This is a genomic window from Nostoc sp. NMS7 (genome assembly GCF_017115085.1).
Classification (GTDB): domain Bacteria; phylum Cyanobacteriota; class Cyanobacteriia; order Cyanobacteriales; family Nostocaceae; genus Nostoc.
In genome coordinates, this window is the sequence record NZ_JABXKJ010000057.1 from 1 (window position 1) to 24,554 (window position 24,554).

Annotated in this window: 20 protein-coding genes and 1 tRNA gene; 8 read left to right on the plus strand and 13 right to left on the minus strand. The window is 42.1% G+C overall.

Features of this window, described 5'->3' with window-relative positions:
* Window positions 1-43: 43 nt before the first annotated feature.
* The 6 genes from HWQ38_RS04540 to HWQ38_RS04565 form a co-directional block, all read right to left on the minus strand.
* Window positions 44-184 (minus strand): hypothetical protein, encoded by a 141-nt coding sequence (locus tag HWQ38_RS04540; RefSeq protein ID WP_292790370.1) that lies wholly within the window; start codon window positions 182-184, stop codon window positions 44-46.
* Between the two features lie 140 nt (window positions 185-324).
* Window positions 325-1,305: a CorA family divalent cation transporter gene (locus tag HWQ38_RS04545; RefSeq protein WP_292790372.1), complete on the minus strand. Its 981-nt coding sequence runs from the start codon at window positions 1,303-1,305 to the stop codon at window positions 325-327.
* 134 nt (window positions 1,306-1,439) lie between these two features.
* Window positions 1,440-3,491, minus strand: a complete 2,052-nt coding sequence (locus HWQ38_RS04550) for a tetratricopeptide repeat protein (RefSeq protein WP_292790374.1) — start codon at window positions 3,489-3,491, stop codon at window positions 1,440-1,442.
* A gap of 347 nt (window positions 3,492-3,838) precedes the next feature.
* Entirely contained in the window at window positions 3,839-5,653 is a 1,815-nt protein-coding gene (locus HWQ38_RS04555; protein WP_292790376.1) for an aspartate kinase, read from the minus strand.
* 119 nt (window positions 5,654-5,772) lie between these two features.
* The gene (locus HWQ38_RS04560) at window positions 5,773-6,342 is read right to left on the minus strand and encodes a Uma2 family endonuclease (RefSeq protein WP_292790413.1); all 570 of its coding nucleotides are present in this window, start codon (window positions 6,340-6,342) and stop codon (window positions 5,773-5,775) included.
* A gap of 37 nt (window positions 6,343-6,379) precedes the next feature.
* Window positions 6,380-7,291, minus strand: coding sequence for a metallophosphoesterase (locus HWQ38_RS04565; protein ID WP_292790378.1), 912 nt, complete (start codon window positions 7,289-7,291; stop codon window positions 6,380-6,382).
* Window positions 7,292-7,425: 134 nt separating this feature from the next.
* Here HWQ38_RS04565 and HWQ38_RS04570 point away from each other — a divergent pair, with 134 nt between their 5' ends.
* The 4 genes from HWQ38_RS04570 (at window position 7,426) to HWQ38_RS04585 (ending at window position 14,902) form a co-directional block, all read left to right on the plus strand.
* Window positions 7,426-8,259 carry a hypothetical protein gene (locus tag HWQ38_RS04570; protein ID WP_292790380.1) on the plus strand — a complete coding sequence of 278 codons (834 nt, stop codon included), beginning with the start codon at window positions 7,426-7,428 and terminating at the stop codon, window positions 8,257-8,259.
* 202 nt (window positions 8,260-8,461) lie between these two features.
* Window positions 8,462-9,295, plus strand: a complete 834-nt coding sequence (locus tag HWQ38_RS04575) for a YheC/YheD family protein (RefSeq protein WP_292790383.1) — start codon at window positions 8,462-8,464, stop codon at window positions 9,293-9,295.
* A 243-nt stretch (window positions 9,296-9,538) separates the two neighbouring features.
* Window positions 9,539-13,756 (plus strand): cobaltochelatase subunit CobN, encoded by a 4,218-nt coding sequence (gene cobN / locus HWQ38_RS04580; RefSeq protein ID WP_292790385.1) that lies wholly within the window; start codon window positions 9,539-9,541, stop codon window positions 13,754-13,756.
* A 9-nt stretch (window positions 13,757-13,765) separates the two neighbouring features.
* Window positions 13,766-14,902: a peptidoglycan-binding protein gene (locus tag HWQ38_RS04585; protein ID WP_292790388.1), complete on the plus strand. Its 1,137-nt coding sequence runs from the start codon at window positions 13,766-13,768 to the stop codon at window positions 14,900-14,902.
* 131 nt (window positions 14,903-15,033) lie between these two features.
* Here the strand turns inward: HWQ38_RS04585 and HWQ38_RS04590 are convergent, their stop codons facing one another.
* From HWQ38_RS04590 to lipA, 4 genes are all read right to left on the minus strand, one after another.
* The gene (locus tag HWQ38_RS04590; RefSeq protein ID WP_292790390.1) at window positions 15,034-15,489 is read right to left on the minus strand and encodes a Fur family transcriptional regulator; all 456 of its coding nucleotides are present in this window, start codon (window positions 15,487-15,489) and stop codon (window positions 15,034-15,036) included.
* Window positions 15,490-16,263: 774 nt separating this feature from the next.
* The gene (gene sigC / locus HWQ38_RS04595) at window positions 16,264-17,514 is read right to left on the minus strand and encodes an RNA polymerase sigma factor SigC (RefSeq protein WP_292790392.1); all 1,251 of its coding nucleotides are present in this window, start codon (window positions 17,512-17,514) and stop codon (window positions 16,264-16,266) included.
* 746 nt (window positions 17,515-18,260) lie between these two features.
* Window positions 18,261-19,193, minus strand: a complete 933-nt coding sequence (locus tag HWQ38_RS04600) for an NAD(P)H-dependent glycerol-3-phosphate dehydrogenase (RefSeq protein WP_292790415.1) — start codon at window positions 19,191-19,193, stop codon at window positions 18,261-18,263.
* An 18-nt stretch (window positions 19,194-19,211) separates the two neighbouring features.
* Window positions 19,212-20,102 (minus strand): lipoyl synthase, encoded by an 891-nt coding sequence (gene lipA, locus HWQ38_RS04605; protein WP_292790395.1) that lies wholly within the window; start codon window positions 20,100-20,102, stop codon window positions 19,212-19,214.
* A gap of 137 nt (window positions 20,103-20,239) precedes the next feature.
* On the opposite strand from lipA, the gene HWQ38_RS04610 reads away from it, so the two are divergent.
* A tRNA-Pro gene (locus HWQ38_RS04610) sits at window positions 20,240-20,313 on the plus strand.
* A gap of 323 nt (window positions 20,314-20,636) precedes the next feature.
* Here HWQ38_RS04610 and HWQ38_RS04615 read toward each other — a convergent pair.
* Window positions 20,637-20,993: a hypothetical protein gene (locus HWQ38_RS04615; RefSeq protein ID WP_292790398.1), complete on the minus strand. Its 357-nt coding sequence runs from the start codon at window positions 20,991-20,993 to the stop codon at window positions 20,637-20,639.
* Window positions 20,994-21,134: 141 nt separating this feature from the next.
* Between HWQ38_RS04615 and HWQ38_RS04620 the strand changes: the two genes are divergently transcribed.
* The gene (locus HWQ38_RS04620) at window positions 21,135-21,353 is read left to right on the plus strand and encodes a hypothetical protein (protein WP_292790401.1); all 219 of its coding nucleotides are present in this window, start codon (window positions 21,135-21,137) and stop codon (window positions 21,351-21,353) included.
* Between the two features lie 233 nt (window positions 21,354-21,586).
* On the opposite strand, the gene HWQ38_RS04625 is transcribed toward HWQ38_RS04620, so the two are convergent.
* Entirely contained in the window at window positions 21,587-21,724 is a 138-nt protein-coding gene (locus tag HWQ38_RS04625; RefSeq protein WP_292790404.1) for a hypothetical protein, read from the minus strand.
* Between the two features lie 180 nt (window positions 21,725-21,904).
* Here HWQ38_RS04625 and HWQ38_RS04630 point away from each other — a divergent pair, with 180 nt between their 5' ends.
* The gene (locus HWQ38_RS04630; RefSeq protein WP_292790406.1) at window positions 21,905-22,156 is read left to right on the plus strand and encodes a hypothetical protein; all 252 of its coding nucleotides are present in this window, start codon (window positions 21,905-21,907) and stop codon (window positions 22,154-22,156) included.
* Between the two features lie 111 nt (window positions 22,157-22,267).
* Here HWQ38_RS04630 and HWQ38_RS04635 read toward each other — a convergent pair whose 3' ends face one another.
* Complete coding sequence (locus HWQ38_RS04635; protein WP_292790408.1) at window positions 22,268-23,242, minus strand: threo-3-hydroxy-L-aspartate ammonia-lyase; 975 nt, start codon at window positions 23,240-23,242, stop codon at window positions 22,268-22,270.
* A 208-nt stretch (window positions 23,243-23,450) separates the two neighbouring features.
* Here HWQ38_RS04635 and HWQ38_RS04640 point away from each other — a divergent pair, with 208 nt between their 5' ends.
* Complete coding sequence (locus HWQ38_RS04640) at window positions 23,451-24,263, plus strand: SDR family oxidoreductase (protein WP_292790410.1); 813 nt, start codon at window positions 23,451-23,453, stop codon at window positions 24,261-24,263.
* Window positions 24,264-24,554: the final 291 nt, after the last annotated feature.

The window sequence follows — 24,554 nt, forward strand, 5'->3', positions numbered from 1 at the left end:
TGAGACCCAGTGTAACTAACAATGTAAAGTTTTGTATCAGTATTCAACATTTCTGGATCTGCCGATTACTTACAGCTTGCTTTTGTCGCAAATCATCACAAATTGCTTGTAAGTCGTAGTTGAAAGACTTTGCATATTCTTCTCGAATTCTATAAATTTCTTCAAGAATTTCATCTTTCCACATATCTACTCTCCCATTAGTTCGTAGGGTGTACAAAGGGTTGGCAGCTCGTATCCAGCATTAAGGCTGATTTGGGCTAGCTTACGCGCTTGTAGAAGAAGGGTAATCAAACTCTTTTTAATTAGGAATTAGATTTGTAGATGCTACAACCAACGTTGTTTTTTAGCATAGACAATACTACTAATTACAATTAATGCCATCATGCAGATCACCGCAGGATAAGCCCAAGGCTGCTCTAATTCCGGCATATATTTGAAGTTCATACCATAGAAACCAGACATGAAAGTGATTGGTAAGAATATCGTCGAGAGGATAGTCAGACGATTAATTCGTTCACCGGTTTTGCTAGCAATATTATCACGTTGAATTTCCATTAATTCTGACATCCAGCCTCTGAGAGCTTGATATTCTTGCCAGAGTTTATCAACCTGATGAACCAATTCTTGATTAAATAGTTCCTTCACCGACTGGGTAATCCATTGGAAATCTTCGTGATCCATAATAGCCATAAGTGATTTGATGCTTTGAAAATTACGGCGTCCAGAACGAGTAGATTGCCTCATTGTGGCAATTCTTTGGTACGTTGATTCATCACCGGAATTCTCTAAAACTTCATCTTCTAAATCATCAAGCTTTCTAGAAATATAGTCAAATACAGTTTCGTAATTATTCAAAATATCTTTAAAAATGAGATAAAAAAGATAATCAATTCCCAACTTGGGAATATCTAGAGTTCGCTTTTGGAGATGATTAGCGAGAATACTTAAAACTTTTAGTTCAGTGATTTCAAAAGTGATGAGAAAATTATTTCCAACCACAATATTGCCACACGCAACCTCAAACTCGTGATTTTTGATTTGAGGAGTTAGAATTTCATAGCTGTCAAATAAACAATCTTCTACGTTTTCATCAATTCCTAGAGGGGAATGGTTAAAAATCATGTTAACACGAGATGGATTGAGTCCAAAGTGCTTGATAATTCTGGCCGTCCCAGTGCGATCGCGAAAGTGAACACAGCGCAACCAAATATTCTGAGAACCATCAATCTTTTCCAGTACCGTATCAACATCCCTACTGGTGAATATTTCCACGTTATTTTGAAAAAAAGTAAGGAGAGTTAGCATATTAGGAATCCTAATTGAGTCGTGATCAAACCCGGTGACTCATATTGAGCGGTAATTTATTTGACTACAACGACGCATCAAATGTCAAATTAATTATAAATTATGAATTAGTATACCCATTCTTTAATTATGAATTAGTAATTATTCGACTTAGGGCGAGTAGTTGGTGCTGGTGCTAAATTATGTTGCAGAATTGCAATTTCTTTCTGTGCATCTTGATAACTATCTTGTTCTCCTTGCTGTTGAAATAGTTTTGCAGCTTTTTGGAAATCTGCGATCGCACCCTGTTTATTTTTCTGTTTGCTGCGAATCACACCCCGGTTATAGTAGGCTAAGGCATTGTTAGGATTAATTGCGATCGCTTGGGAATAATCTTGATTTGCAGCTTTTTTATTTCCCAGTTCGAGATAGGCGTTTCCACGGTTGTTGTAAGCTGTTATATTATTAGGATCTAGTTTCAGTGCTGTGGTATAATCTTCAATAGCGCCTTGATAATTTCCGAAAGAAAAGCGGTGAATAGCTCTGTGGATATAAGCTGGAATAAATTTGGGATCAATTTTTAAAATAGTGTTGTAATTTTCAGTAGCTTCGACGTTATCTCCCAGATCACTGTAAAGATCACCACGATTAAGATAGGCTTCTATGTATTTGGGATTGATATTAATTGCTTCCGTGTAATCTTTAAGCGCTACATATTTTTGCTTATTAATAGATTGAGTTAAACCCCTTTGATAATAAGCTTTGGCATCACTAGGATCAATCTTAATGACTGTATCAAAATCTTGGATTGCTGCTTGTCTAAGTTTGAGGCGACGGCGGACAATCCCTCGCTGCAAGTAGGCTTCAGTATATCGAGGTTTAAGAGCGATCGCTTTGCTAAAATCTCGAATTGCCCCTTTATTATCCTTCAGTTGAGCTAGGGCTAAACCCCGCCCATAGTAAGCATAACCATTCTTAGAATTTAATTTAATCGCTTGGTTATAGTCAGCGATCGCTTCTTTGTACTTGCCTAATTGCGAAAAAGCAAATCCTCGGTCAAAATAGGCATTAGCATCTTGAGGATTGAGCAAAAGGGCTTGGCTAGAGTCTGCTTGTGCTTGCTCGTAGTCTCCTAATCGATAATAAGCATCACCTCGCTTATTATAAGCCAAAGCGTTTTGCGGATCTAATTTAATAGCCTGATTGAAATCTTCAACTGCTCCTTCATAGTTTCCAGCATCATATTTATTTACTCCTTCTTGATATAATTTTAGTTCAGCATCACTTCCAGGTTTTGGCGACCTCAATTGCCATGCTCCAACACCAAGTATGATACAGCCAACTACCCCCGTTAGAACTAGTAATAATTTTTTATGATGCTGTTTTTGTTGATCATCCTCAACATTTATTAACTTTTTCAGGTCATTTAAAACTTCGGTTGCATACTGGTAGCGCTTACGATAGTCAAAACGCACCATTCTGTTAATAATTTTTGCTAATTTTCTGTTAACTTTTAGATTTTTGTTATCCCAAACGATTTCACCTGTCAACTGATTTTTCTGACTTCGCAAATTAGATATTTCCTTTGCTGGTAAACCTTTGAGCGCTGCGATCGCAACCATACCTAAAGCATATATATCACTGTTATATTTAAGGTTGCCGTTAACTTGTTCTATAGGCATATATTCGAGATTGTCAACTGTATTAGTAATGGCTTCATTAAAAGTACCAACATTAACCAAAGCTAACTTTTTATCGGATTCCCGGCGAATAATATTTGCTGGTTTAATATCCCGATGAATCACCCCATAGCTATGTACAATTACCAAAATTTCTAATATTTCTAATAACAGAGTAATTACTTGGTCTTCACTCAGAGGTTGTCCCTGGATAATTTCGTCAGTTAAAGGATTACCGGAGATGAATTCTTGGACTATATAGAATTCTTCATTTTCTTCAAAATAAGCAATTAGCTTTTGAATTTTATCGTTTTTCTGTCCTAACTTTTCTAAAGTTGCTGCCTTACTAGCAAACAAGCGGCGTAGGATTGTTAAAGTTTGAGGATTGCTACTAGGAGGACGTAACTGCTTTACTATAAATTGGCTGTCAGGAAAATTAACATCTTCAACTAGATACGTTTTCCCATCTTCACGATCATTGAGAAGTTTTAGTATTTGATAATGTCCATTTAGTAAATGACTATTCATCAATATAAATATAGGATTTATAAATTGTTTGATTATAGCTTACGTATTATTAATGGTGATTTTAAGATATAAATATTTATTAAGCAATTCCAAATGATATCAATGCGGGGATTGCTACAGCGTATTGTCTAGAATATATTTACCATAACCTGACTTTTCATGTCATCTAGAAAAGAAGAGGGCAAAACCTAACTTCTCTGATCGGAAAGCTACGGTGTACACACAAGTCCTTAAAACCTAGCTTGATTAGCCTTTCTTCGTTCGTATGTTCTGCATGGGAATATAATTAGATGTGGGCTGCTGACTCAATTTATCACTGGAGGCAGCAGCCCCTAATCAGTTAGGTTTTACGCCGGCACGACAAATTTCTCGCTACCAGCAAGCCCAAAAGCAGTATGAATAGCTTGCAAAGCCTTAACACCTTGCTCTTGTGCCACGACACAACTAATTTTTATTTCTGAGGTGGCAATCATTTGAATATTGATTTGTTGTTGGGCTAAAGCTTCAAACATTTTAGCAGCAACGCCTGGTTGTCCCAGCATCCCTGCACCGACAATACTTACCTTAGCGATCGCACTATCTAAAACAACCTCACCCCATCCAAATTCTGCTGCTACTTGGGTAAGCATTTCTTTTGCACTTTCCCCATCCAGCTGCGAGACTGTAAAGGCAATATCTCGCCTGGGAACACCATCAATCACCCGACAGCGCTGAGATTGGATAATCATATCAACACTAATATTATGTTGCGCTAATAGTCCAAACAGTTTTGCCGCCATCCCCGGACGATCTGGCAATTGGCGAATAGCAAGACGCGCTTGGTTCAAATCGAGGGCAACGCCGCGAACCGGAGGAGTTTCTTCAATAATTCTTCCTTGTCCCCTCTTCCCTTCTTCCCCTGCTTTAATCTCAAAGGCAGTGCGGAGTGCGGCTACGGCGCGATCGCATTCGGCTGCATCGACCACACAACTTACTTTGACTTCGCTGGTGGAAATCATCTGAATGTTCACGCCTACTGCTGCTAAGGTGGCGAACATTTTTGCCGCTACACCGGGACGCCCAATCATTCCGGCGCCGGCGATGCTGACTTTGGCAATGTTATGTTCTACCATTACCTCAGCTTCGTCTAATTTGGGGTTAGATTGACTCCTCAGTGCTGGGGCGATCGCTGCTGCTACTGCTTCTGCCCGTTTTAATATTGGTGTTCTTACCGTAAATGCAATGTCATTACTGTTACCTTCATTAATTGACTGAATAATCAAATCTACGTCTATTTTTTGCCGAGAAATTTCGCCAAATAACTTTGCTGCTACGCCTGGTTTATCGGGTACGCGCAATAAAGCCACCTTCGCTTGATCAGTGTCAAATTCTACATTATCTACCGGACGCGCAATTTCTAGATTGATCAGCGATCGCCCTTGGGGTTTGGCTGATGTTACCCAAGTACCGGGGGCATCTGTCCAGCTAGACCTAACCACAAGGGGTACACCATAGTTACGAGCAATTTCCACAGCCCGCGGATGTAGCACTTTTGCGCCCAAACTAGCTAGTTCCAACATTTCATCGCAGGTGATGGCATCCATCAACTGGGCTTCGGGAACTAAGCGGGGATCTGTAGTTAAAATACCGGGAACATCTGTATAAATTTCGCAAAAGCTTGCACGTAATACGGCTGCGATCGCTACTGCTGACGTGTCGGAACCACCACGCCCCAAAGTTGTAATTTCCATCTCTTTGGCGCTAGATGTGCCTTGGAAGCCAGCTACTACAACTACTTTACCTTCATTTATGTTACGAGTGAGGCGAGTAGTTTCAATATGCAAAATCCGAGCGCGGCTGTGTTCGGCTTCGGTAACAATTCCTACTTGAGCGCCAGTCATGGAAATTGCTGGTTGTCCGAGTTCCTGCAAAGCCATAGTCAGTAAGGCGATGGTTACTTGTTCGCCAGTGGAAAGCAGCATATCCATTTCCCGGCGGTTAGGATTGCGAGAAATTTCCTTAGCTAGTTTGACGAGTCCATCGGTGGTTTTGCCCATTGCCGAAACCACTACGACCAGAGAGTTTCCAGCTTTAACCGTTTTGTAAACACGCTGTGCAACAGCTTGAATACGTTCGACTGAACCGACAGATGTACCACCGTATTTCTGAACTATAAGCGCCATAACTTTTTTTAATCAATTGTGCCTGTTTTGCTCAATGCCCCCACCGGGTCAGGAAGCTTTGAAGGCTTATCAGTTATATAGTTTACTAAATATCGTGTAGCATACTGCATTATAATTGATTATTCAAAAACTACATCTTCGTAAAGTGCTGCCATTGTTTCCTCAAAATCCACGCTATTGAATCGAAATGATTTATGTTCTGATGTGTAAGATTGTAAAACCCAGAGCCTCTGCTCATTGCGTCGAAAACACTCGACTCGTTGACGTTTTGTATTAATTAAAACATACTCTTGCAGACTTTCCAGCGTTTGATAATCAGCGAATTTGTCGCCCCGGTCAAAGGCTTCAGTAGAATTAGATAAAACTTCGACAATTAAACAGGGAAATCTTTTATAAGCTGGCGTTTCTTGATCTCGTTGGTCGCAAGTAACCATAACATCGGGATAATAAAAGCGATTCAGAGATTCAATTCGGGCTTTCATGTCAACGATGTAAACACGGCAACCAGAGCCGCGCACATGATTACGGAGGAGAGATGCAAGGTTAAGAGCAATAGTAACGTGTGGGTCAAGCGCCCCAGCCATTGCGTAGATGTAGCCGTCGATGTATTCATGTTTGACAGGGTTTTGTTCCTCCATTTGGAGGTACTCTTCAGGAGTAAAGTAGTTTTGTTGGGGCGAGGCGATCATGGCGATCGCAGAAGCAAGTTCTTGCTGAGTCATGTAACTAAGCTGATTTTAATTGAATAATGCCTTTATCAAAAACGCGATCATCAGTAGCGATCGCACTTACTTCAATTCTATCTTTATACACCTGATAAGAAGCAAAACTTAAATCACTCGTAGAATACTCTGTCCACTCAGAACGTCCTACAGGACGATGGCCTGCACCTGCGCCACATATTAAATAAGTTGTACCATCAATAGCACGAGTGCGTTCGTAACTATGTTCGTGGCCATTGATGTAAAGTTGAACGCCGTATTTTTGAAATAGAGGAGTAAAAGTTTTAATAAAATCTGGATTAGTCCCATACTCACCCGATGAATAAATCGGATGATGTCCAAACACCACTTTCCAAGGAGCATTACTAAGACTTAATTCTTTTTGTAACCAATTTAGCTGGTTTTCCCAATCAGCATTACTGTTAGTATCTAAAGCGAAAAATTGCACAGTTTCACGGCGAAATGTATAGTAACGTCCCTTCATATTAAAACCGACATACTTGACTTGGGGATCACCATTGGCAGTACGAATATCGTGATTACCTAAACAAGCCTGAAATTTCACACCTTGCTTTAGCAAAGCTTGGTAGGGACGCTCAAAAACTTCGCCGATTTTTTCAATTTCGCCGTTATTATAAATGTTGTCACCAGCTAAAACGACTAAATCATAAGGATTTTGCTTGTGATAAGCATTCATCGCTCTAGCCACAGCATACTGTCCTTTAGCCCCAGTCCCCGTATCAGCCACAGACACAAAACGTAATAACAAGTCTTTTTTGGCCGGGTTGGCGGCTATAGCTGTTGTTGAATTGATAATCTCAGCACTTTGATGATTTTGACGAACTAACATCCAGCCGAAAAATCCTGTACCAAAGGCGGTGAGGCTACTTAAAAATTGACGGCGTTTCAGGTTCATAATTCACCAAATTTAATAAATAGTCAGTTTAGCGGAAACAATGAGCAATGAAGTGATACATTAAGGCAAAAGAGGCAGCACCATTAATAATGTACGTTGTTTGTCTTTGATTCGCTGCTTTTGGTGAAAGTTCCATGTCACAAGATGAACAGGTAAATCAACCTCCCCAAAAACCTTACCAGAGAGTTCAGCCAATTTGGAAGGCTAAAATTATCCAACTTCTGCAAGGGACGATTGGAGTTTTAGAAGTAACGGTGGAGAAACTGGAGACAGCACCCCCACCTGGTAGTGAGGAAACACCCAGTTTTTTCCAGCAGCTTCAGTTGCGATGGGGTGGACTGTTAAGGACAATCCGCTTATTTTTACCATCAAATTTGTCAACAAAGTTATCAGATACAGCTTTGACGGGAATTGTGACTGGAATTGCTGTAATTCTCGTTTGGACAACTACAACTGTCTTTACTGGTAAACCTACTGAAGTAGCAATAGTTCCCCCAGTTGCGGAGGTTCCTGCACCGACACCAACGATAACTCCTCCACCGGAGTTAACTGCACCAGAACCACAGCCACCAGAGGAAATTACGCCGCCGCCAGAACTGAAACCGGAACCAGAACCAATTCCCACGCCAACCCCAACCCCGACACCAACCAGAGAATTGACACCAGAACAAGCCTTGATTGCGGCTATTGAAAATCAGGTAGTCGAAATTAGCGATCGCATTGCCTCTGGTCTGATAAAGTCAACTCAAGCTAACTTCCGCACGAGTAATCTAACTGTCAAAATTAGTGACGATTGGTACACTCTCAAAGAATCTCAGCAGGACAAACTAGCTGCTAAGATATTACAACGCTCTCAAGAACTTGATTTTACCCATTTAGAAATTATCGACTCCCAAGATAGGCTGATAGCGCGTAACCCAGTTGTTGGTAATGAGATAGTGATTTTTAAACGGCAAACAACAATTTAAAATAATTCGTAATTCAGTTTTTTAATAATTGGGAGCATCTCAGTGAAAGCAAATATACCAGACGAGAAACAAGATTCTTACTCCCTCTCCGAACCCACGGAGAGGGTTGGGGTGAGGTTTTACAAGGCTTTTTACACTCATTGAGATGCTCCCGTAATAATTCATCTAAAAACTTTCTTAGGAAGTTTAACTTTAAGTATTTATGTTAGACAACATTTCGCTATTGCTCCAAGCTTGTGAAAAGTTAAACATCAGCTATGAAATTATTCATCCTGCTGAAAACTTAATCAAAATAAAACTCAATAATAAACCCCATTATTTTTGCAACTACAGCACTCCATTGATTAATCAAGCAGTAGCACACCTTATAAAAGACAAAGAATACACTTACCATGTTTTAAATAAAAAAGTTAAACTTCCTCGGACATTAGGTTTTCTTTCTCCTTTTTGTGAAATCGAATATAAAATTTACTTGAAATTTCCAACTATTCAAGATATCGTATTAGAAATAAAAGAAAATTTTGAAATTCCAGTGATAGTTAAAAGGAATTCTGGTGCGAGGGGACATAACGTTTTTTTATGTCAGAATCTAGATGAAATTGAAACTGCTTTAAAAGAAATTTTTAATATCAATTTTAAAAAGTATGATTATGTCGCTCTTGCTCAAGAAGTTATTCACATTAAATCTGAATATAGAGCGGTTTTCTTAAATAAAGAGTTAGTTTTGCTCTATGAAAAAGATATAACTGATGCAAAATTTGTCGGTAATCTCAGTCCTCTACACTGGGATGGCGCGAAAGCAAAGTATATCAACAATCCACAAATATTGTCAGAGATTACTAATTTTGCTAAACCAGTTTTTGAAGAATTAGACCTTGATTATGGTGGTTTAGATATCGTATTAGACCGAGATAACCAATATTGGTTAATTGAAATCAACTCTAACCCCAACTTTACCATTTTCACTAGAGACAATGGAAATGAGCATGTGTTGAAAGTTTTTGAAAAAATCCTAATTAGCCTAGCATCAAAATAAAAAATTCAGTGCTTTGGTTAGCTAAATCATCACTCTGAACTCAGCGTAGTTGAGTTTGGAGGTGCTATTATTTCTTGGCTTGAGTGAGTTAGGAGATAGTCTCAAATAGGCAAGGTTCGAGAAAAGCTCAAATCAGGAGAAGTAAGCATTTTCAATCATTTTGGTAAGAGAGGACTGAATGCAGGGAAAAAAGTTTGTTTTCATTGTGTAGTAACCAACAGTTTAAAACGGTAATAAAGGATTATGCATCGTATAAGTAGCACATCGGGTGGATGGAATCAGTCAGAGGGTTTAATTTTTCTAGAACAAACTCCCGCGCCTTTCGTGTTGATTACGGCTGCTGATACCGACATTCAAACTTTGGCAGCTGCGGTAACAAAATTACCTACAAGCTTCCCGGCGTTAAGAGTCGCTAATCTGTTGCAGTTGCAGCAACAATTAAGTGTAGATACTTATGGAGAACAAGTTTTAGAACTTGCCCAAGTAATTATTTTGCGTCTGTTAGGAGGACGTTCCTATTGGGGTTATGGCTTAGAAGTAGTGCAGGAAATTGTGCAACGTAATGGTAGAACCCTGATTGTAATGCCAGGGGACGACGCTTTTGATCCCGATTTAATTTCCCTGTCTACCGTCCCTTTGGGTGTTGTTAACCAGATATGGCAGTATTTTAGCGAAGGCGGCGTGGAAAATTTCGTTAATGCTCTGCAATTTATCGCCGACACTTGCTTGTCAACTGCATACAATCCCGCGCCACCCCGGCGAATTCCGCGTGTGGGGTTGTATGAATGGGCTTGCCGTGAGCGTAGCCGAATGGGAGTGGAAATTGGGGATGAGGGAGAGTTAAAATCTTGTTCATCCACCTCGGAACTGGATTCATCCACCTCAGAACTCCGTTCATCCACCTCGGAACTGGATTCATCCACCTCAGAACTCCGTTCATCCACCTCGGAACTGGATTCATCCACCTCAGAACTCCGTTCATCCACCTCGGAACTGGATTCATCCACCCCAGAACTCCGTTCATCCACCTTGGAACTGGATTCATCCACCTTGGAACTGGATTCATCCACCCCAGAACTCCGTTCATCCACCTCAGAACCTCAAGGCTTCCAATGCCCAATGCCCAAAGTCGGCATCCTTTTCTACCGCGCTCATTATTTAGCGGGAAATACCAAGGTAATTGATGCTTTATGCGAAGCTTTGGTAGAGAAAAATTTACAACCTGTGCCAGTGTTTGTTTCTTCATTGCGTGAACCGGATGTTCAAGTTGAGTTGAGTGAATTTTTCCAACCCAAAGAAGCCGAATCAATAACTGTGCTGTTGAATACCACCAGTTTTTCTCTAGCACGCTTGGAAACCGAAACACCCCAAACCGAACTGTGGCAAAAATTAGATGTGCCTGTGTTGCAGGTAATCCTCAGTGGTGGCTCAATTGAGCAGTGGGAGTCACAGTTTCAAGGGCTTTCTCCCCGCGATATTGGGATGAATGTGGCGCTACCAGAAGTAGATGGGCGGATTATTACTCGTGCTGTGTCTTTTAAAACAGTGCAAACTCGTAATCCCCATCTAGAAACAGATGTGGTAATTTATGAACCAGTGAGCGATCGCATCGAGTTTGTTGCTAAACTCGCAGCAAATTGGGCGCGTCTACGTGACAAACCACCCCAAGAACGGCGAATTGCCCTAATTCTGGCAAACTACCCCAACCGAAATGGCCGCCTCGCCAATGGTGTAGGACTCGACACTCCAGCTAGTTGTGTAGAAATCCTGCAAGCTTTACATCAGGCTGGTTATCAAGTAGAAAATCCACCTGCTCAAGGAGATGAGTTGATTCAACGGCTGACAGCTGGCGTCACAAATGATCCCGAAGGTCAAGAATGGCGTCCGGTACACCAAAGTGTTTCTTGGGAAGAGTATCAAGAGTATTTCGCTTCTTTGCCGCCAGCAGTGCAGCAAGGTATTAGTGAGCGGTGGGGAGTGGGGAGTGGGGACAAGGGAGACAAGGGGGATAAGGGGGACAAGGGGGACAAGGGGGACAAGGGGAATAACCCATACTTAATGCCCAATGCCCAATGCCCAATGCCCGTTCCTGGAATTAAACTCGGCAATGTCTTCGTGGGAATTCAGCCACCAAGGGGTTATGATAATGACCCCAGTTTGAATTATCATGCGCCGGATTTAGAACCAACCCATGCTTATTTAGCTTTCTACTATTGGGTTAGAGAATGTTTTGGTGCTGATGCTGTAGTTCATGTGGGGAAACACGGAAATCTCGAATGGCTACCCGGTAAAAGTGTGGCTTTATCTAGCAATTGTTATCCAGAAGTAGCTTTCGGCGCACTTCCTCACCTGTATCCGTTTATTGTGAATGATCCTGGTGAAGGTTCCCAAGCCAAACGTCGCGCTCAAGCGGTGATTATAGATCATCTCACGCCGCCGATGACTCGTGCGGAACTCTACGGTTCTTTGCAACAGTTAGAAAATTTAATTGATGAATATTATGAAGCGGACAGTTTAGATCCTTCGCGTTTGTCAGTGATTCGCGATCGCATCCACGAACTGGTAATCAAAGAAAATCTCCATCTAGATTTAGGAATCCAAAATGAAACCGAAATTTTTAATTCTGAATCTTTAATTTTGAATTCTATCGGTGGCTATCTTTGTGAATTGAAAGAAGCCCAAATCCGCGATGGGTTGCACATTTTTGGGCAATGTCCTCAAGGACGCCAGCTACGAGATTTAATAGTAGCGATCGCTCGCATACCCAATCGCTATTCTTCAGGTATTACCCGTGCGATCGCTCAAGATTGGGGTCTAGATTTCGACCCTCTCACAGCAGATTTGTCAATGACTAGTGGTGAATACTCAATAGTCAATGGCACAGAATGCCGTACCCTCGGCGATATTGTCGAAGTTCTAGAAGAACACGCCGCCCTCTTAGTAGAACAACTAATAACCTTTTGGCAGGCTCAGGGCATCGCTCAAAACTCTTGTACAGACGCGATGAATCGCGTCTCTCCCCCCAGCACAGACGCGATTCATCGCGTCTCTACCTGGATACGCGATCGCCTGCTTCCCGCTTTACAACAAACCCACCAAGAAATCACCCACCTATTACATGGACTCGATGGCGGATACGTCCCAAGCGCCCCAGCCGGCGCACCCACGCGCGGCCGCCCAGAAGTTCTACCAACTGGGAGAAACTTTTATTCTGTCGATATTCGCGCCATTCCCACAGAAACAGCTTGGGATATCGGTAGAAAAGCTGCTGAAACCCTCGTGGAATATTACACTCAAGAGCATGGTGAGTATCCGAAAACACTAGGTTTATCAATGTGGGGAACAGCCACCATGAGGACAGGGGGTGATGACATAGCCGAAGCCTTGGCTTTACTTGGAGTCCAACCTGTGTGGGATGGTGCAGCACGGCGAGTAGTGGATTTTGAAATTTTGCCCCTAGCGATTTTGGGGCGTCCCCGTGTAGATGTCACCTTGCGAATTTCGGGATTTTTCCGAGATGCTTTTCCCAACTTAATTGAGTTATTCGCTCAAGCAGTGTCAGCAATAGCAGACTTGGATGAACCGCCAGAACAAAATCCCCTTGCAGATGCAGTTCGCCAAGAAACTGATTTGTGGACAAGCCAAGGATTAACTTTAGAAGCAGCAGTGGTGCGATCGCGTTATCGCATCTTTGGATCTCGTCCAGGTGCTTACGGCGCCGGACTTCAAGGTTTAATCGAATCACAAAACTGGACAGATGACCAAGATTTAGCTCGCGCCTACATCAACTGGAGTTCTTACGCCTACTCATCAGCAAGCGGAGCAGGGGGAGATGAGGGAGCAAGGGAAGCAACAGTAACATCCCCCTCATCCCCAATGCCCAATACCGAAGCCTTCAAACAACGCTTGGCAAAAATGCAAGTTGTCCTGCATAATCAAGACAACCGTGAACATGACCTGCTCGATTCTGATGATTATTACCAATTTCAGGGTGGTTTAACTGCTGCGGTGCGTTCTCTACAGGGAAAAAATCCCCAAACTTATTTTGGTGATAATTCCATACCCGCCCAACCGCGAGTCCGCCAACTGAAAGAAGAAATCGCACGAGTGTATCGTTCTCGCGTAGTTAATCCCAAGTGGATTGCCGGAGTCATGCGCCACGGTTACAAAGGTGCTTTTGAAATGGCGGCGACGGTAGATTATCTATTTGCCTACGATGCAACAGCAAAATGTGTCGAAGATTATATGTATCAAGGCATAGTAGAAACTTATTTGCTCGATCCAGTTGTCTCGGAATTTATTCAGGAAAAAAACCCTTATGCTCTGCGTGATATTGCTGAAAGATTATTAGAAGCACACAAGCGCAATTTGTGGGAGGATGTAAATATCAGAACACTAGAAGCTTTGAGGAACCTAGTACATCAAGCTGAAGCAGTTATCGAAGAAAAATCAATGGTGTAAGAAACAAATATGGAAAATCTTGCGTATTTGCACCTAGCTTTCGCCTACGAAGACAGTACACCCAGTGAATTGGTCTCCCTCAGTTCTTTGTTTAAGGACGCAGCTGCACCAGACTGGAATCGGCTTTCTGGTAGGGCTTGGAAGTATATGTTGCCCCTTGCTCTGTCTTTGTCCATTCTTGGCGCCCTTAACAGCGTTATGGCACTGGAAAAAGGCGATCAAGGTCCTTCTGTTAGAAATCTCCAACAAAAGTTGAAAACAGCAGGCTTTTATCAAGCTTCTGTTACCAAAGTATATGATGTATCCACAGAAGAATCTGTGCGACGCTTCCAAAAGTCCGCTGGTTTACCAGTAGACGGCATTGTTGGAGCAAGCACCCTGGAAAAATTAGAAAGCTGGCAAGCGAAAAAGCCCAGTACTGACACTACACAAGCTAAAAAGGCCACTGTAAGTACACAAGCGAAAAAGCCCAGCACTACTAGTTCAGCTAGTTCAGCCACCAGCAAGCGCCACAATCCCAACTACCTTGCTAAGGGGGATGAGGGTGAAGATGTCAGGCTTTTGCAAGAACGGTTAAGAGTCGCAGGCTTTTATTACGGGAATGCCACAGGAATATTTGGCCCCATTACCGAAGAATCTGTGAAGCGGTTCCAAGATTCATACAAATTAAGCGTTGATGGAATTGTTGGCCCAGCAACATTAGGTAAATTGCCCGGAGTTGGTATCGGTGATGGAGATGACGCTCCGAAAAAGGTAGTCAATCGAGATAAACTTCGTGTAGGCGATCGCGGTGAGCCAGTTAGAATTGTTCAAGAACAATTGATCCAGGCAGGATATTTAGAGGGAGAGCCAAATGGCTACTATGGTCCCTATACTGCCGATGCTGTAACCAGATTTCAGGCAGCTAATTTCTTAACCGCAAGTGGCGTTGCTGGCCCAACTACGCGAGCTAAGTTATATAGCTCAGTTAATACTACTAGCAAAAGCGAATTTAATACCCTAGAAATCCAAACGCGACTACGGGAGCGGGGTTTCTATAAAGGTAAGCTGAACGGTGTGATGGCAGATGACACCAAAAAAGCAATTAAACAAGCCCAAGAATTCTACGGCATCAGTCTCAAGGATCTTAAGAGCGGACGCTTTTAGCATCCGCTTTGGTGTTGTCACTATCAGTCCCCAACTGGTTACTTGCCTCCAGTAACAGCAAATTCCGAACTGCTCAAAATTCCACTTATTTGGTTAATTTGAGTAGTTTCATCTTCTTATCTACCCAAGTGCTAAAGCGGCATCAGTGCCCGTTGGCACTTGGGACATACTGCATGGATAGTCATTTGACAGTCAAGCAGGTGAAAACCTTCTTTTTGAGCCGTTTTTGCCCCAATTTTTAAAATTGAGTCATTTTTAAACTCAATAGTTGAGTTGCACCTGACACAAATTAGGTGATGGTGATGATGGGGATAGGGCTGGTTGATTTCATAATGCTTATGTCCCTCGCCCAGTTCTAATTCCCGTAAAAGTCCCATCCTTGCCATCAACTTCAAAGTCCGATAGATAGTTGACAGACTAATCCCTTCACCATCAGTTTCTAGTCGATGATAAAGGTCTTCCGCACTCAGATGTTGACCTTGCGGAAGTTCTTGAAAAATGTGTAAAATTGTTTCGCGCTGGGGAGTTAAACGCCAGCCTCGTTCGTTCAGTTCTGCCTTGAGTGAAGTAGTTGTGTAAACAGTCATACTAATATTTCTCAACAAAGCTCATTAATTGAGAATATAACAAATCTTCGGAGCAATTTGCAACAATCATTTCTTATTGAGAATTTATACTAAATATTTAAGAACAATTCATCAAATATTGCTCAAAATTCAAGTAATAAGGTGTAGTGCATTTAATTTGCATACAGTTAATAGTTAGGATACTTGTAATCATTGCATCCCTTAACCTTGAATTTTGAATGAGTGAATTTTGAATTGCTTAGTTGATCCCCACCTTCAAGATATCTGAGCAAAGGTCTGGAGAAACTCTTGTACAATTAAATGCAAATTATTTGCTACAAGCTTCTAAAAGGCTTTTAACCGCACTCAGCACTCTTCATCTGGGGATCAAATCAGTCCTTTTCCTCGTTCCCATACTCAGTATGGGAATGCCTTCATTGAGTCTCTGACTCAATATTTAACTGGAGGCAGCAGCCCCGTCAGCAGCCATTCCCATATCTTTATGGGAACGAGAGACATTCAGGACTTACGCAAAACTACACGCTGTAGAGGCAATTCATGAATTGCCCCTAAGAAGAAAATCATTCTTTTTGGCTATTCTTGCGTAAGTCCTGACTTTGAAGAGGGTTTTAACCTGCGATAAAATCAGTCCTTTGTCCCTAGTCATTTGCCAAGTGTAGTTTTCTAATGACAAATGACCCTGCGGGTTCGCCAGTTGCTCATGGGGGAAACCCCCATCGCTTTTAGCGTCTCCCCTTGGGAGAAGACCGCACTGGCTCACTTAATGACAAATGACTAACTTAGAGACTCTAAATAGTCGCGGATAAGGTTACGTCGCTTGGGTTGACGTAGCTTTTGCAAAGCCTTGGATTCAATTTGTCGGACTCGTTCCCGCGATAAGTCAAGAGCGCGGCCAATTTCTGCTAAAGAATAAGGATGACCATCTGCCAAACCAAAGCGCATCAAAATTACGTCGCGCTCCCGGCTAGTCAAATCTGAGAGAAGATGATGCAAATCTCTTTGTAAAGATTCTCGCATTAACATCTCTTCTGGAGTTACACAGTCAGTTTCGAGTAATTCGCCTAACTCAGTATCTTTATCCTTGCCTACCTTGGTTTCCAAAGAAACGGAGCGAGGCACCCGTAACAAAACTTCTCGTACTTGAGTCGGTGTCATCTCTAACTCAGTTGCCAAATCCTCTAGAGTTGGGGTGCGACCTTTTTCTTGAGCAATTTTGCGTTGCGCCTTTTTGATTTTGTTTAACTTTTCGGTAATATGAACAGGTAGGCGAATCGTGCGACTAGAAGTAGCGATCGCTCTTGTAATTCCCTGACGAATCCACCAGTAAGCATAGGTACTGAAGCGATAACCCTTAGTGGGATCAAATTTTTCTACAGCCCGCTCTAAACCCAGTGTGCCTTCTTGGACTAAATCCAACAATTCCAAACCGCGATTTTGATACTTCTTAGCAACAGACACAACTAGGCGAAGATTAGCCTTAATCATGTGTTCTTTTGCTTGGAGTCCTTGGGACTGAACTTGCTCCAACTCTTCTACTGTCAACTTGCCAATTTCAGCCCAGCGACGTTTGCCATCTGCCAAAGTCGGTCTGAGATCCGCTAAAATTATCTCAGCAGTCGCAGCCCATCTTTCCAAAGACGGGCGATGTCCGAGTTCGGAAGTTAAACGTTCTTGAACTTCAATTAATCGAAGATAGGGGGTAATCACTTCATCCCCTTGCTTGGCGGCGTTAGCAAGCACTATCCGCATCCGCAAGTAGCGTTGGACTTTTTGAGCTTCTGAAACTTCTTCATCCCGCCCTAACAAGCGAACTCGACCAATTTCCTGAAGATATAGACGTACTAAATCTGTACTACGGCGGTTATTATTAGCAGCAAAGTTAGCATGGTCAACAGAAGCCATTTCCAGCTCCTGTAGGTCATCTACCGATAACTCACTATCATCAACGGTGAGGTCAGAATCCAAAGCCTGGCGGGACTTTTTGGTATTGTAGGGGGCATCTGCATAAAAAGATGTTGCTGGCATAAAGATCGTCTCAATGGCTCCAGGTAACAATAGATTACGGTCAGCTTAGATTACGGTCAGCTATTCAACTGTTGCTATTGTTCCCGTGATTTACGATGAACTAACACGGTTGAACGTTCCATTACAATTTTTTTTACAAATTAGCTGTAATGGTTTCATTTGATACAGTATTACTGAACTTAATCGGCTGCTAAACTTTTGATTAAACCAATAGCTATTCAAATCTGCAGCTAGGTTTTCAATATTTAAACTACTTAGTTAACATTTCAACCCTAATGATTCTTGATAGGAACTTTTGTAACACAGTATAAACATCCTTCAGTGAATGTCATCTTTATAATTGGCATAGTCACATTTACATGGCACAAAAGTAATATCCTGACGATTTACCAATTTTTTCTCAGGATTATTAAGGTATAAGTATAACTAATGGATATCAGGGAAGTGATTAGTATTAAGGGACTGACAAATAAAAAAATACTCAACTACTTATTGTGGGGTGGGCATCTTGCCCGCCTTAAGCTATGGGCGGACGAGATGCCCACCCCACAATAAGTAGTAGTAATTTCTTTGTTGGAAATCCCTAACCGCAAAAATTATATCGACGCAAAGAGGGTAGGACACGGAGAAAATTCCGGCGCTTGGAACTTCACTAGACGCGGAAAATGAAAATTTCACTGTGTCACCGCGTTCCCGTGTCCTGGTGTCACTATCAACCCGTCAATTTCAACTTGAGAGACTACTAACTAATAGTTGTACTCTGGCTTGATATCTCGCAACATCAGTTCATCAAGTGCTTGGCGGGGTGTGACTTCACCTTGAAGTAACCGATAAACTTGCTCGGTAATCGGGACAGCTATGTTTTGTTGCTTGGCTCGTTGCATCAAAACGCGACAAGTGTTCACTCCTTCAGCAGTTCCTTGTAAATTTGCGAGAGTTTCTGTAAGTGACTTACCACCAGCTAGCTGATAGCCGACTTGATAATTGCGACTTAAGGGACTATTGCAGGTTGCTAGCAAATCTCCTAAACCAGATAAGCCATAAAATGTTTCTGTCTTTGCACCCCAGTCATTGCCGATGCGAACCATTTCTGTAAGTCCACGGGTGACTAAAGCAGCTTTGGCATTAGTTCCCAGTTGTAAACCATCGCACACACCAGCTGCGATCGCAATCACATTTTTCAGTGTTCCCCCCAGTTCCACCCCCAAAGGGTCGGGATTGGTATATACCCGGAAACGATGAGAGGAAAATACTAACTGCACTACTTCCGCCGCCGTGGGAATATTACTGGCTACCACCGTTGCTGCTGGTAATTCCATTTGAATTTCTTTCGATAAATTAGGCCCAGACAAAACAACCACCGCATGGTTAGGGAATAGTGTTTGCCAAATTTGCGACGGCGTGCAGGTAGTTTGAGGGTCTAAGCCTTTGGTCGCCGTCACAAAAATTGTCTCTGGAGAAAGAGGGAAAGAGTGGACTTGGGAAGCAACATCTCTCACACCAATCATCGAGATAGCAGACAGAACTATTTGGACATCTTTTAAAACTGCTTGGATTTGGGAACCTTGACGCGACCAGACACGCACCTGATGACCATTTGCCGTTGCTAGATTTGCCAGAGATGCACCCCAAGCACCTGCACCCAGAATTGCAACAGAAAGTTTTGAGTTGGAGTACATCTGCTCACTCATAACTCATCACTCATAACTCCTAACTTTTGAGCGGGGGTAACGTTCCATTAATTCTCTGACTTGTTCAGCATGATATGAGCTTCTTGTCAAGGGTGAAGAAACAACTTGTAAAAATCCGATTCCTTCGCCGAATGCCTTCCAAGCAGCAAATTGTTCTGGGTTAATAAACTCATTTACTTGCAAGTGTTTTTGACTCGGTTGGAGGTATTGCCCAATTGTCAAAATGTCGCAATCTACAGTTCGCAAGTCTTGCATAACTTGGCGGATTTCGGCATCAGTTTCACCGAGTCCAACCATGATCCCGGATTTGGTGTATGTGCTAGGAGAAACTTGGCGAGTTCGCTGCAATAATTCTAATGTGCGATCGTAGTTTCCTTGGGGACGCACCCGGCGATATAGGCGTGGGACAGTTTCCGTATTATGGTTTAATACCTCTGGCGCAGCTTGTAAAATTATCTCTAGAGCATCCCAATTACCGCATAAGTCAGGAATTAGCACCTCAATTGTGGTGTCGGGTGAAACAGAGCGAACCTCATGAATACACGCGACAAACTGAGATGCACCACCATCAAGCAAGTCATCTCGGTTTACAGAAGTGATTACTACATGATTTAGTTTCATGCGGCGAACAGCTGACGCCAGTCGTGGAGGTTCCGTGGGATCTAGTGGTTTGGGTTTTTTCTCAAAATCTATATCACAGTAGGGACAAGCGCGTGTACAAGCCGGACCCATAATCAAAAATGTGGCAGTCCCAGCCTTGAAGCATTCACCAATATTCGGACAGGATGCTTCCTCACAAACTGTATTGAGGGCTAAATCCCGCAAAATTTCTTTGACGTTACCGATGCGCTCACGCCCAGGTGCTTTCACCCGCAACCAGTCTGGTTTTACAGTCACAATCCGCTTTTACCACTAAAGTTATACAAATTTAATCGTAGCAAGCAAAGCCTTTGATGAAGTGATCATATATAGATGTAATTCTGTCTTTTACGCCAGGTTGTGATATTCTTATATTTACAATGCCATTTTTATGGCGGGATGTAGCGCAGCTTGGTAGCGCACTTCGTTCGGGACGAAGGGGCCGCTGGTTCAAATCCAGTCATCCCGATTCTTTTGTAAAGCGACAAATTATTTGATCGCAGCGACATTTTATTTGTTGACCTGGTAAAGCGACAAATTATTTGTTCACTACTGATCCATAGACTTAATGTAGGCGACTTTCTTTGATTAGAGTAGGAGGCTCAATATATAACCCTACCCCAATTCCTATATACCTGCAAACATTCAGGATAATGCCGAACGAAGTGCGCCTTTCACCTCCCATTGAGATCAAGATTCAACACTACTTGTAACCCACCCCAAGCTGGGATGGTTGTTGAAATTTACTTGGGCTTCCTCATAGCGATCGCAACTTTCACAAAATGATTTTACCTAACCCTCGATATTAATAGGTACAATCTGCTGAATTTTGTTAGAAATAGAAATAGGAGTATAAATATCTACATTAAGACTGTCCATCACCCGAATTGACACAATAAGGGCATATCTGACGGTTTGATTCCATCCTTCCAAGTTTGGGTTATATTTCCACCAACCGCCAACAGGATGTATACCAATAGCATCTCTTTTAGCTAGTTCTGCCGCAGTCCCTCGCCAAATGTCAGAATGAATTGAACCGCGATTCCATATTTTGCTTCCTAGAAACCATCCATTATCACCGCTTCCAGTCGATGTTGAATTCTCTTCGATTTCTCGCGCATGATAGGGATCGCAAAATGAGTGAATCATCTTTAGTCTACAAGGCGCGATGTCAAGGGCGGGCTACGCGATCGCCTTTCTTCCCTAGCATGATCTAAAATAAGTCTCAAGATAGTGTGTACCTCACCACAGAACAACTTAAGCTTGGTGTATAAGTTTGGGGAAATAGTCATGAATAAGGAAACAGTTCCTAGTCAAGCTGAAAAGTCGAATCCAGAAGGCGATCCCTCGCAACTAAGTCCAGAGTTACTCGACAAAATCAAACACCCTCGTCCAATAGACGATGTGATCCGGGAGCAATCACCACAAGAACGTAAAAGTAACCCAGCTTTAGTACCGGAAATGAGTGATGAACCAAATGATGAATTGAACGGATTCACGAACGAGTAATCGAAATGCTCAGATTTTCGACTTTTCTAAAAAGTTGGGAATCTTGTTATTCATGAACCATTAAGTAGAGTGATCTATATAGCTTGCTAATACTAAAATATGAGTATCTAGGAGAATTTTCGTTTGGTCTCAAATGCATTTAAAATCTCCTCAGGCAAAGGTGTATCAAAATCATTAGGCACTGTAAATTTTGCGGAATATAAACCAATGGGTGTTGCTGATTTTAATTGGTTTTAATTCAGCAATTGGCTTATCTGGGTGGAGAATGACATCCCCATAAAAATCCATCGCGCCACCGCCCGGATAATTTCAAAGATGATAGCGATCGCAAAATCATCAATCTTTTTTAGGTGGTACTGGTTAGTCCTCACTCTTTGCTGATGGTGAAGGTAAAGCTGACCGTAGCTTTGAAGACAAAATCTATTCCACAAAAAGAGCTAAAACGTGTAATTTCTGACTATGGGAGTGAAAAAGTCTCCCCTAATGGAACCTTTTCTAAAAGAACTAAGTCTAAAGCTATAGATTTCTGGTTCAATAAAAGGTATGGCTTTATGAACATGAAAAGAATTCTCTCATCTTGTTTATTAGGCGTTTTGCTAACTTCGAGTCTTTTAGCAGAGCGTGCATCTGCTCAAGTAGAAGTAATTTTTGGAAACGATCACCGACAGGAGTGGCGCGAACGAGAACATGAAAGACTAGCATTAATACGTAGAGAGCGTGAAGAACGTGAGCGCCGTGAATGGCGACGTAGAGAACATGAGAGACGTGAATGGCGTGAGAGACATCAGTATGACTATCGCTAATAAATTACTCTCAGTTCAGAGATTAGCACTTAATAGACTAGACTGATAAAAAGTAGAAGGGAGGCAGTAACCTCCCTTTCTTGTGGCAATCTCTTGTGAGACTCACGTTAATTACAATCCCACAGAAAACAATTTACCAACTTGCGCCAAATCTACATTTCCACCGCTAATAATCACACCAATCCTCGTTTCTGGTGCTGTCACCACACCTTCGAGTAAGGCTGCTGCTGCAAGTACTCCAGTGGGTTCAACTACAATTTTTAGACGTTCCCACAAGAAAAACATGGTGCGAAGAATCGCTTCTTCCGATACCGTCACCATATCATCGACGTAATGCAGCACTAAGGGGAAGGTAATTTGACCAAGGCTAGGAGTCCGGGCACCATCGGCGATGGTATCAGGATTTTTGACAGTTTGCAGCGTTTTGCTGTGAAAGGAGCGGGTAGCATCGTCGGCAAGTGCTGGTTCTACCCCGATTACTTTACAATTGGGTAAAAGTGCTTTGGCTGCGATCGCACACCCTGAAAGTAATCCGCCACCGCCACAACAAACTAATAATAAGTCCAACTCACCAACTTCTTGGATCAGTTCTAAAGCAGTTGTCCCTTGTCCGGCGATGATGCGCGGATGATCGTAAGGCGGAATGAGTGTAATCTTCCTTTCTCTGGAAAGAAGATCAGCGAATTGTTCTCTATCTGTTTTTTGGCGGTCATACAAAACGATTTCTGCACCATAATCACCAGTAGCGGCTTGCTTAACAGAGGGAGCATCCTCTGGCATTACAATCGTAGTAGGAATTTTTAACAATTTTCCGGCAAGCGCTACTGCTTGTCCATGATTCCCAGAAGAAAAAGTAACGACACCCCTTTGTTTTTCTGGAATAGGCAGTTGTATGAGTGCGTTGTATGCACCTCTAAATTTAAATGATCCTGTGCGTTGAAAATTTTCGCACTTAAAAAACACTTGGCTATTGGTGCGATCGTTAACGATTCTAGAAGTCAGCACAGGTGTGCGGTGGGCAATACCCAAAATTCGCTCTTGTGCTGCTTGCACGTCAGTTATAGCAACGGAATTATGCTGTGGCATTGATGACGAGATTAAATATTTTTGCTCTTGTTTATATAGATACAGATTTTTATATTTGCGCCTAATATGCTTAATTGAAGCATACTCATTTCAGGTGGATAGCATCTTTTTTTTTCACCATAAAAATAGCTACAGCAAATATTATATATTAGTGTAGCTAAATTTATAAAACTTAAATTAGTTAACTCAAGCTAACCATTTTTGTAACATGAATAAAATATCAGAAAGTCGGGGAAAAAAAACTGCCCTAATTACAGGAGCGGCTAGTGGAATAGGCTATCAATTAACCCAGATTTTTGCTCGTCATAATTATAATCTTGTCTTAGTGGATAATAATGAAGAAAAACTTAATGAGATTATAGATGAATTTCCGCAAAAATTTGGTATTTTTGTGAAAATTTTTGCTAAGGATTTATCTATCCCAACATCCCCAGAAGAAATTTTCACCGAACTACAGCAAGCATCCATCAAAATTGATGTACTGATTAACAATGCTGGCTTTAGTACTTATGGAGCATTTAACGAAACAGACCTCACCCTTGACCTGAAAATGCTACAGCTAAATATAGGGAGTCTGACTCATTTAACTAAGTTATTCCTCAAGGATATGATCGAGCAAAACTATGGAAAAATATTAAATGTGGCCTCATCCGCTGCTTTTCAACCAGGACCTTTAATGGCAGTTTATTTCGCTACTAAAGCCTATGTCTTATCATTTTCGGAAGCGATCGCTAATGAATTAGAGGGCACAGGTGTCAGCGTGACTGTTCTTTGTCCAAGGCCACCAGCATCGGAATTTCAACGAACAGCTGCAATGAAAGATTCAAAAATTGCTCGCATCAAGAGAATGATGGAGACAGAAACCGTTGCTAGGATTGGTTATCAGGGCTTAATGACAAACAAAACTGTTATCGTTCCTGGGATGAGAAATAAGATATTGACTGAAAGCGTCAGATTTACACCCAGAAATTTAGTCACAAAGATCGTGAGAAGTATGCACGAACTCAAAAAAAATAGGTAGCCTGATATCTGACTTTTCACTCTTATCTAGAAACCTGACTTCCATTCTTCCCCCTACAAGGCTACGGTGTACACACAAGTCTTTCTAGACGCAATTTACGGTTTATCGAATAGCTTAACAAAACCTCACCCTGGTTTTGCGTAGCAGAACCTGTCCCTCTCCTTACCAAGGAGAGGGATTAAAGTCAGGACAGGGTGAGATTTTTGTTTTGGGTAATTGGTTGAGTCGATGGGGGATAGTCGGGTAAGGTTTGAGTGTCACCACTCTCCCCTCCCCTAAGAACCGTGCATA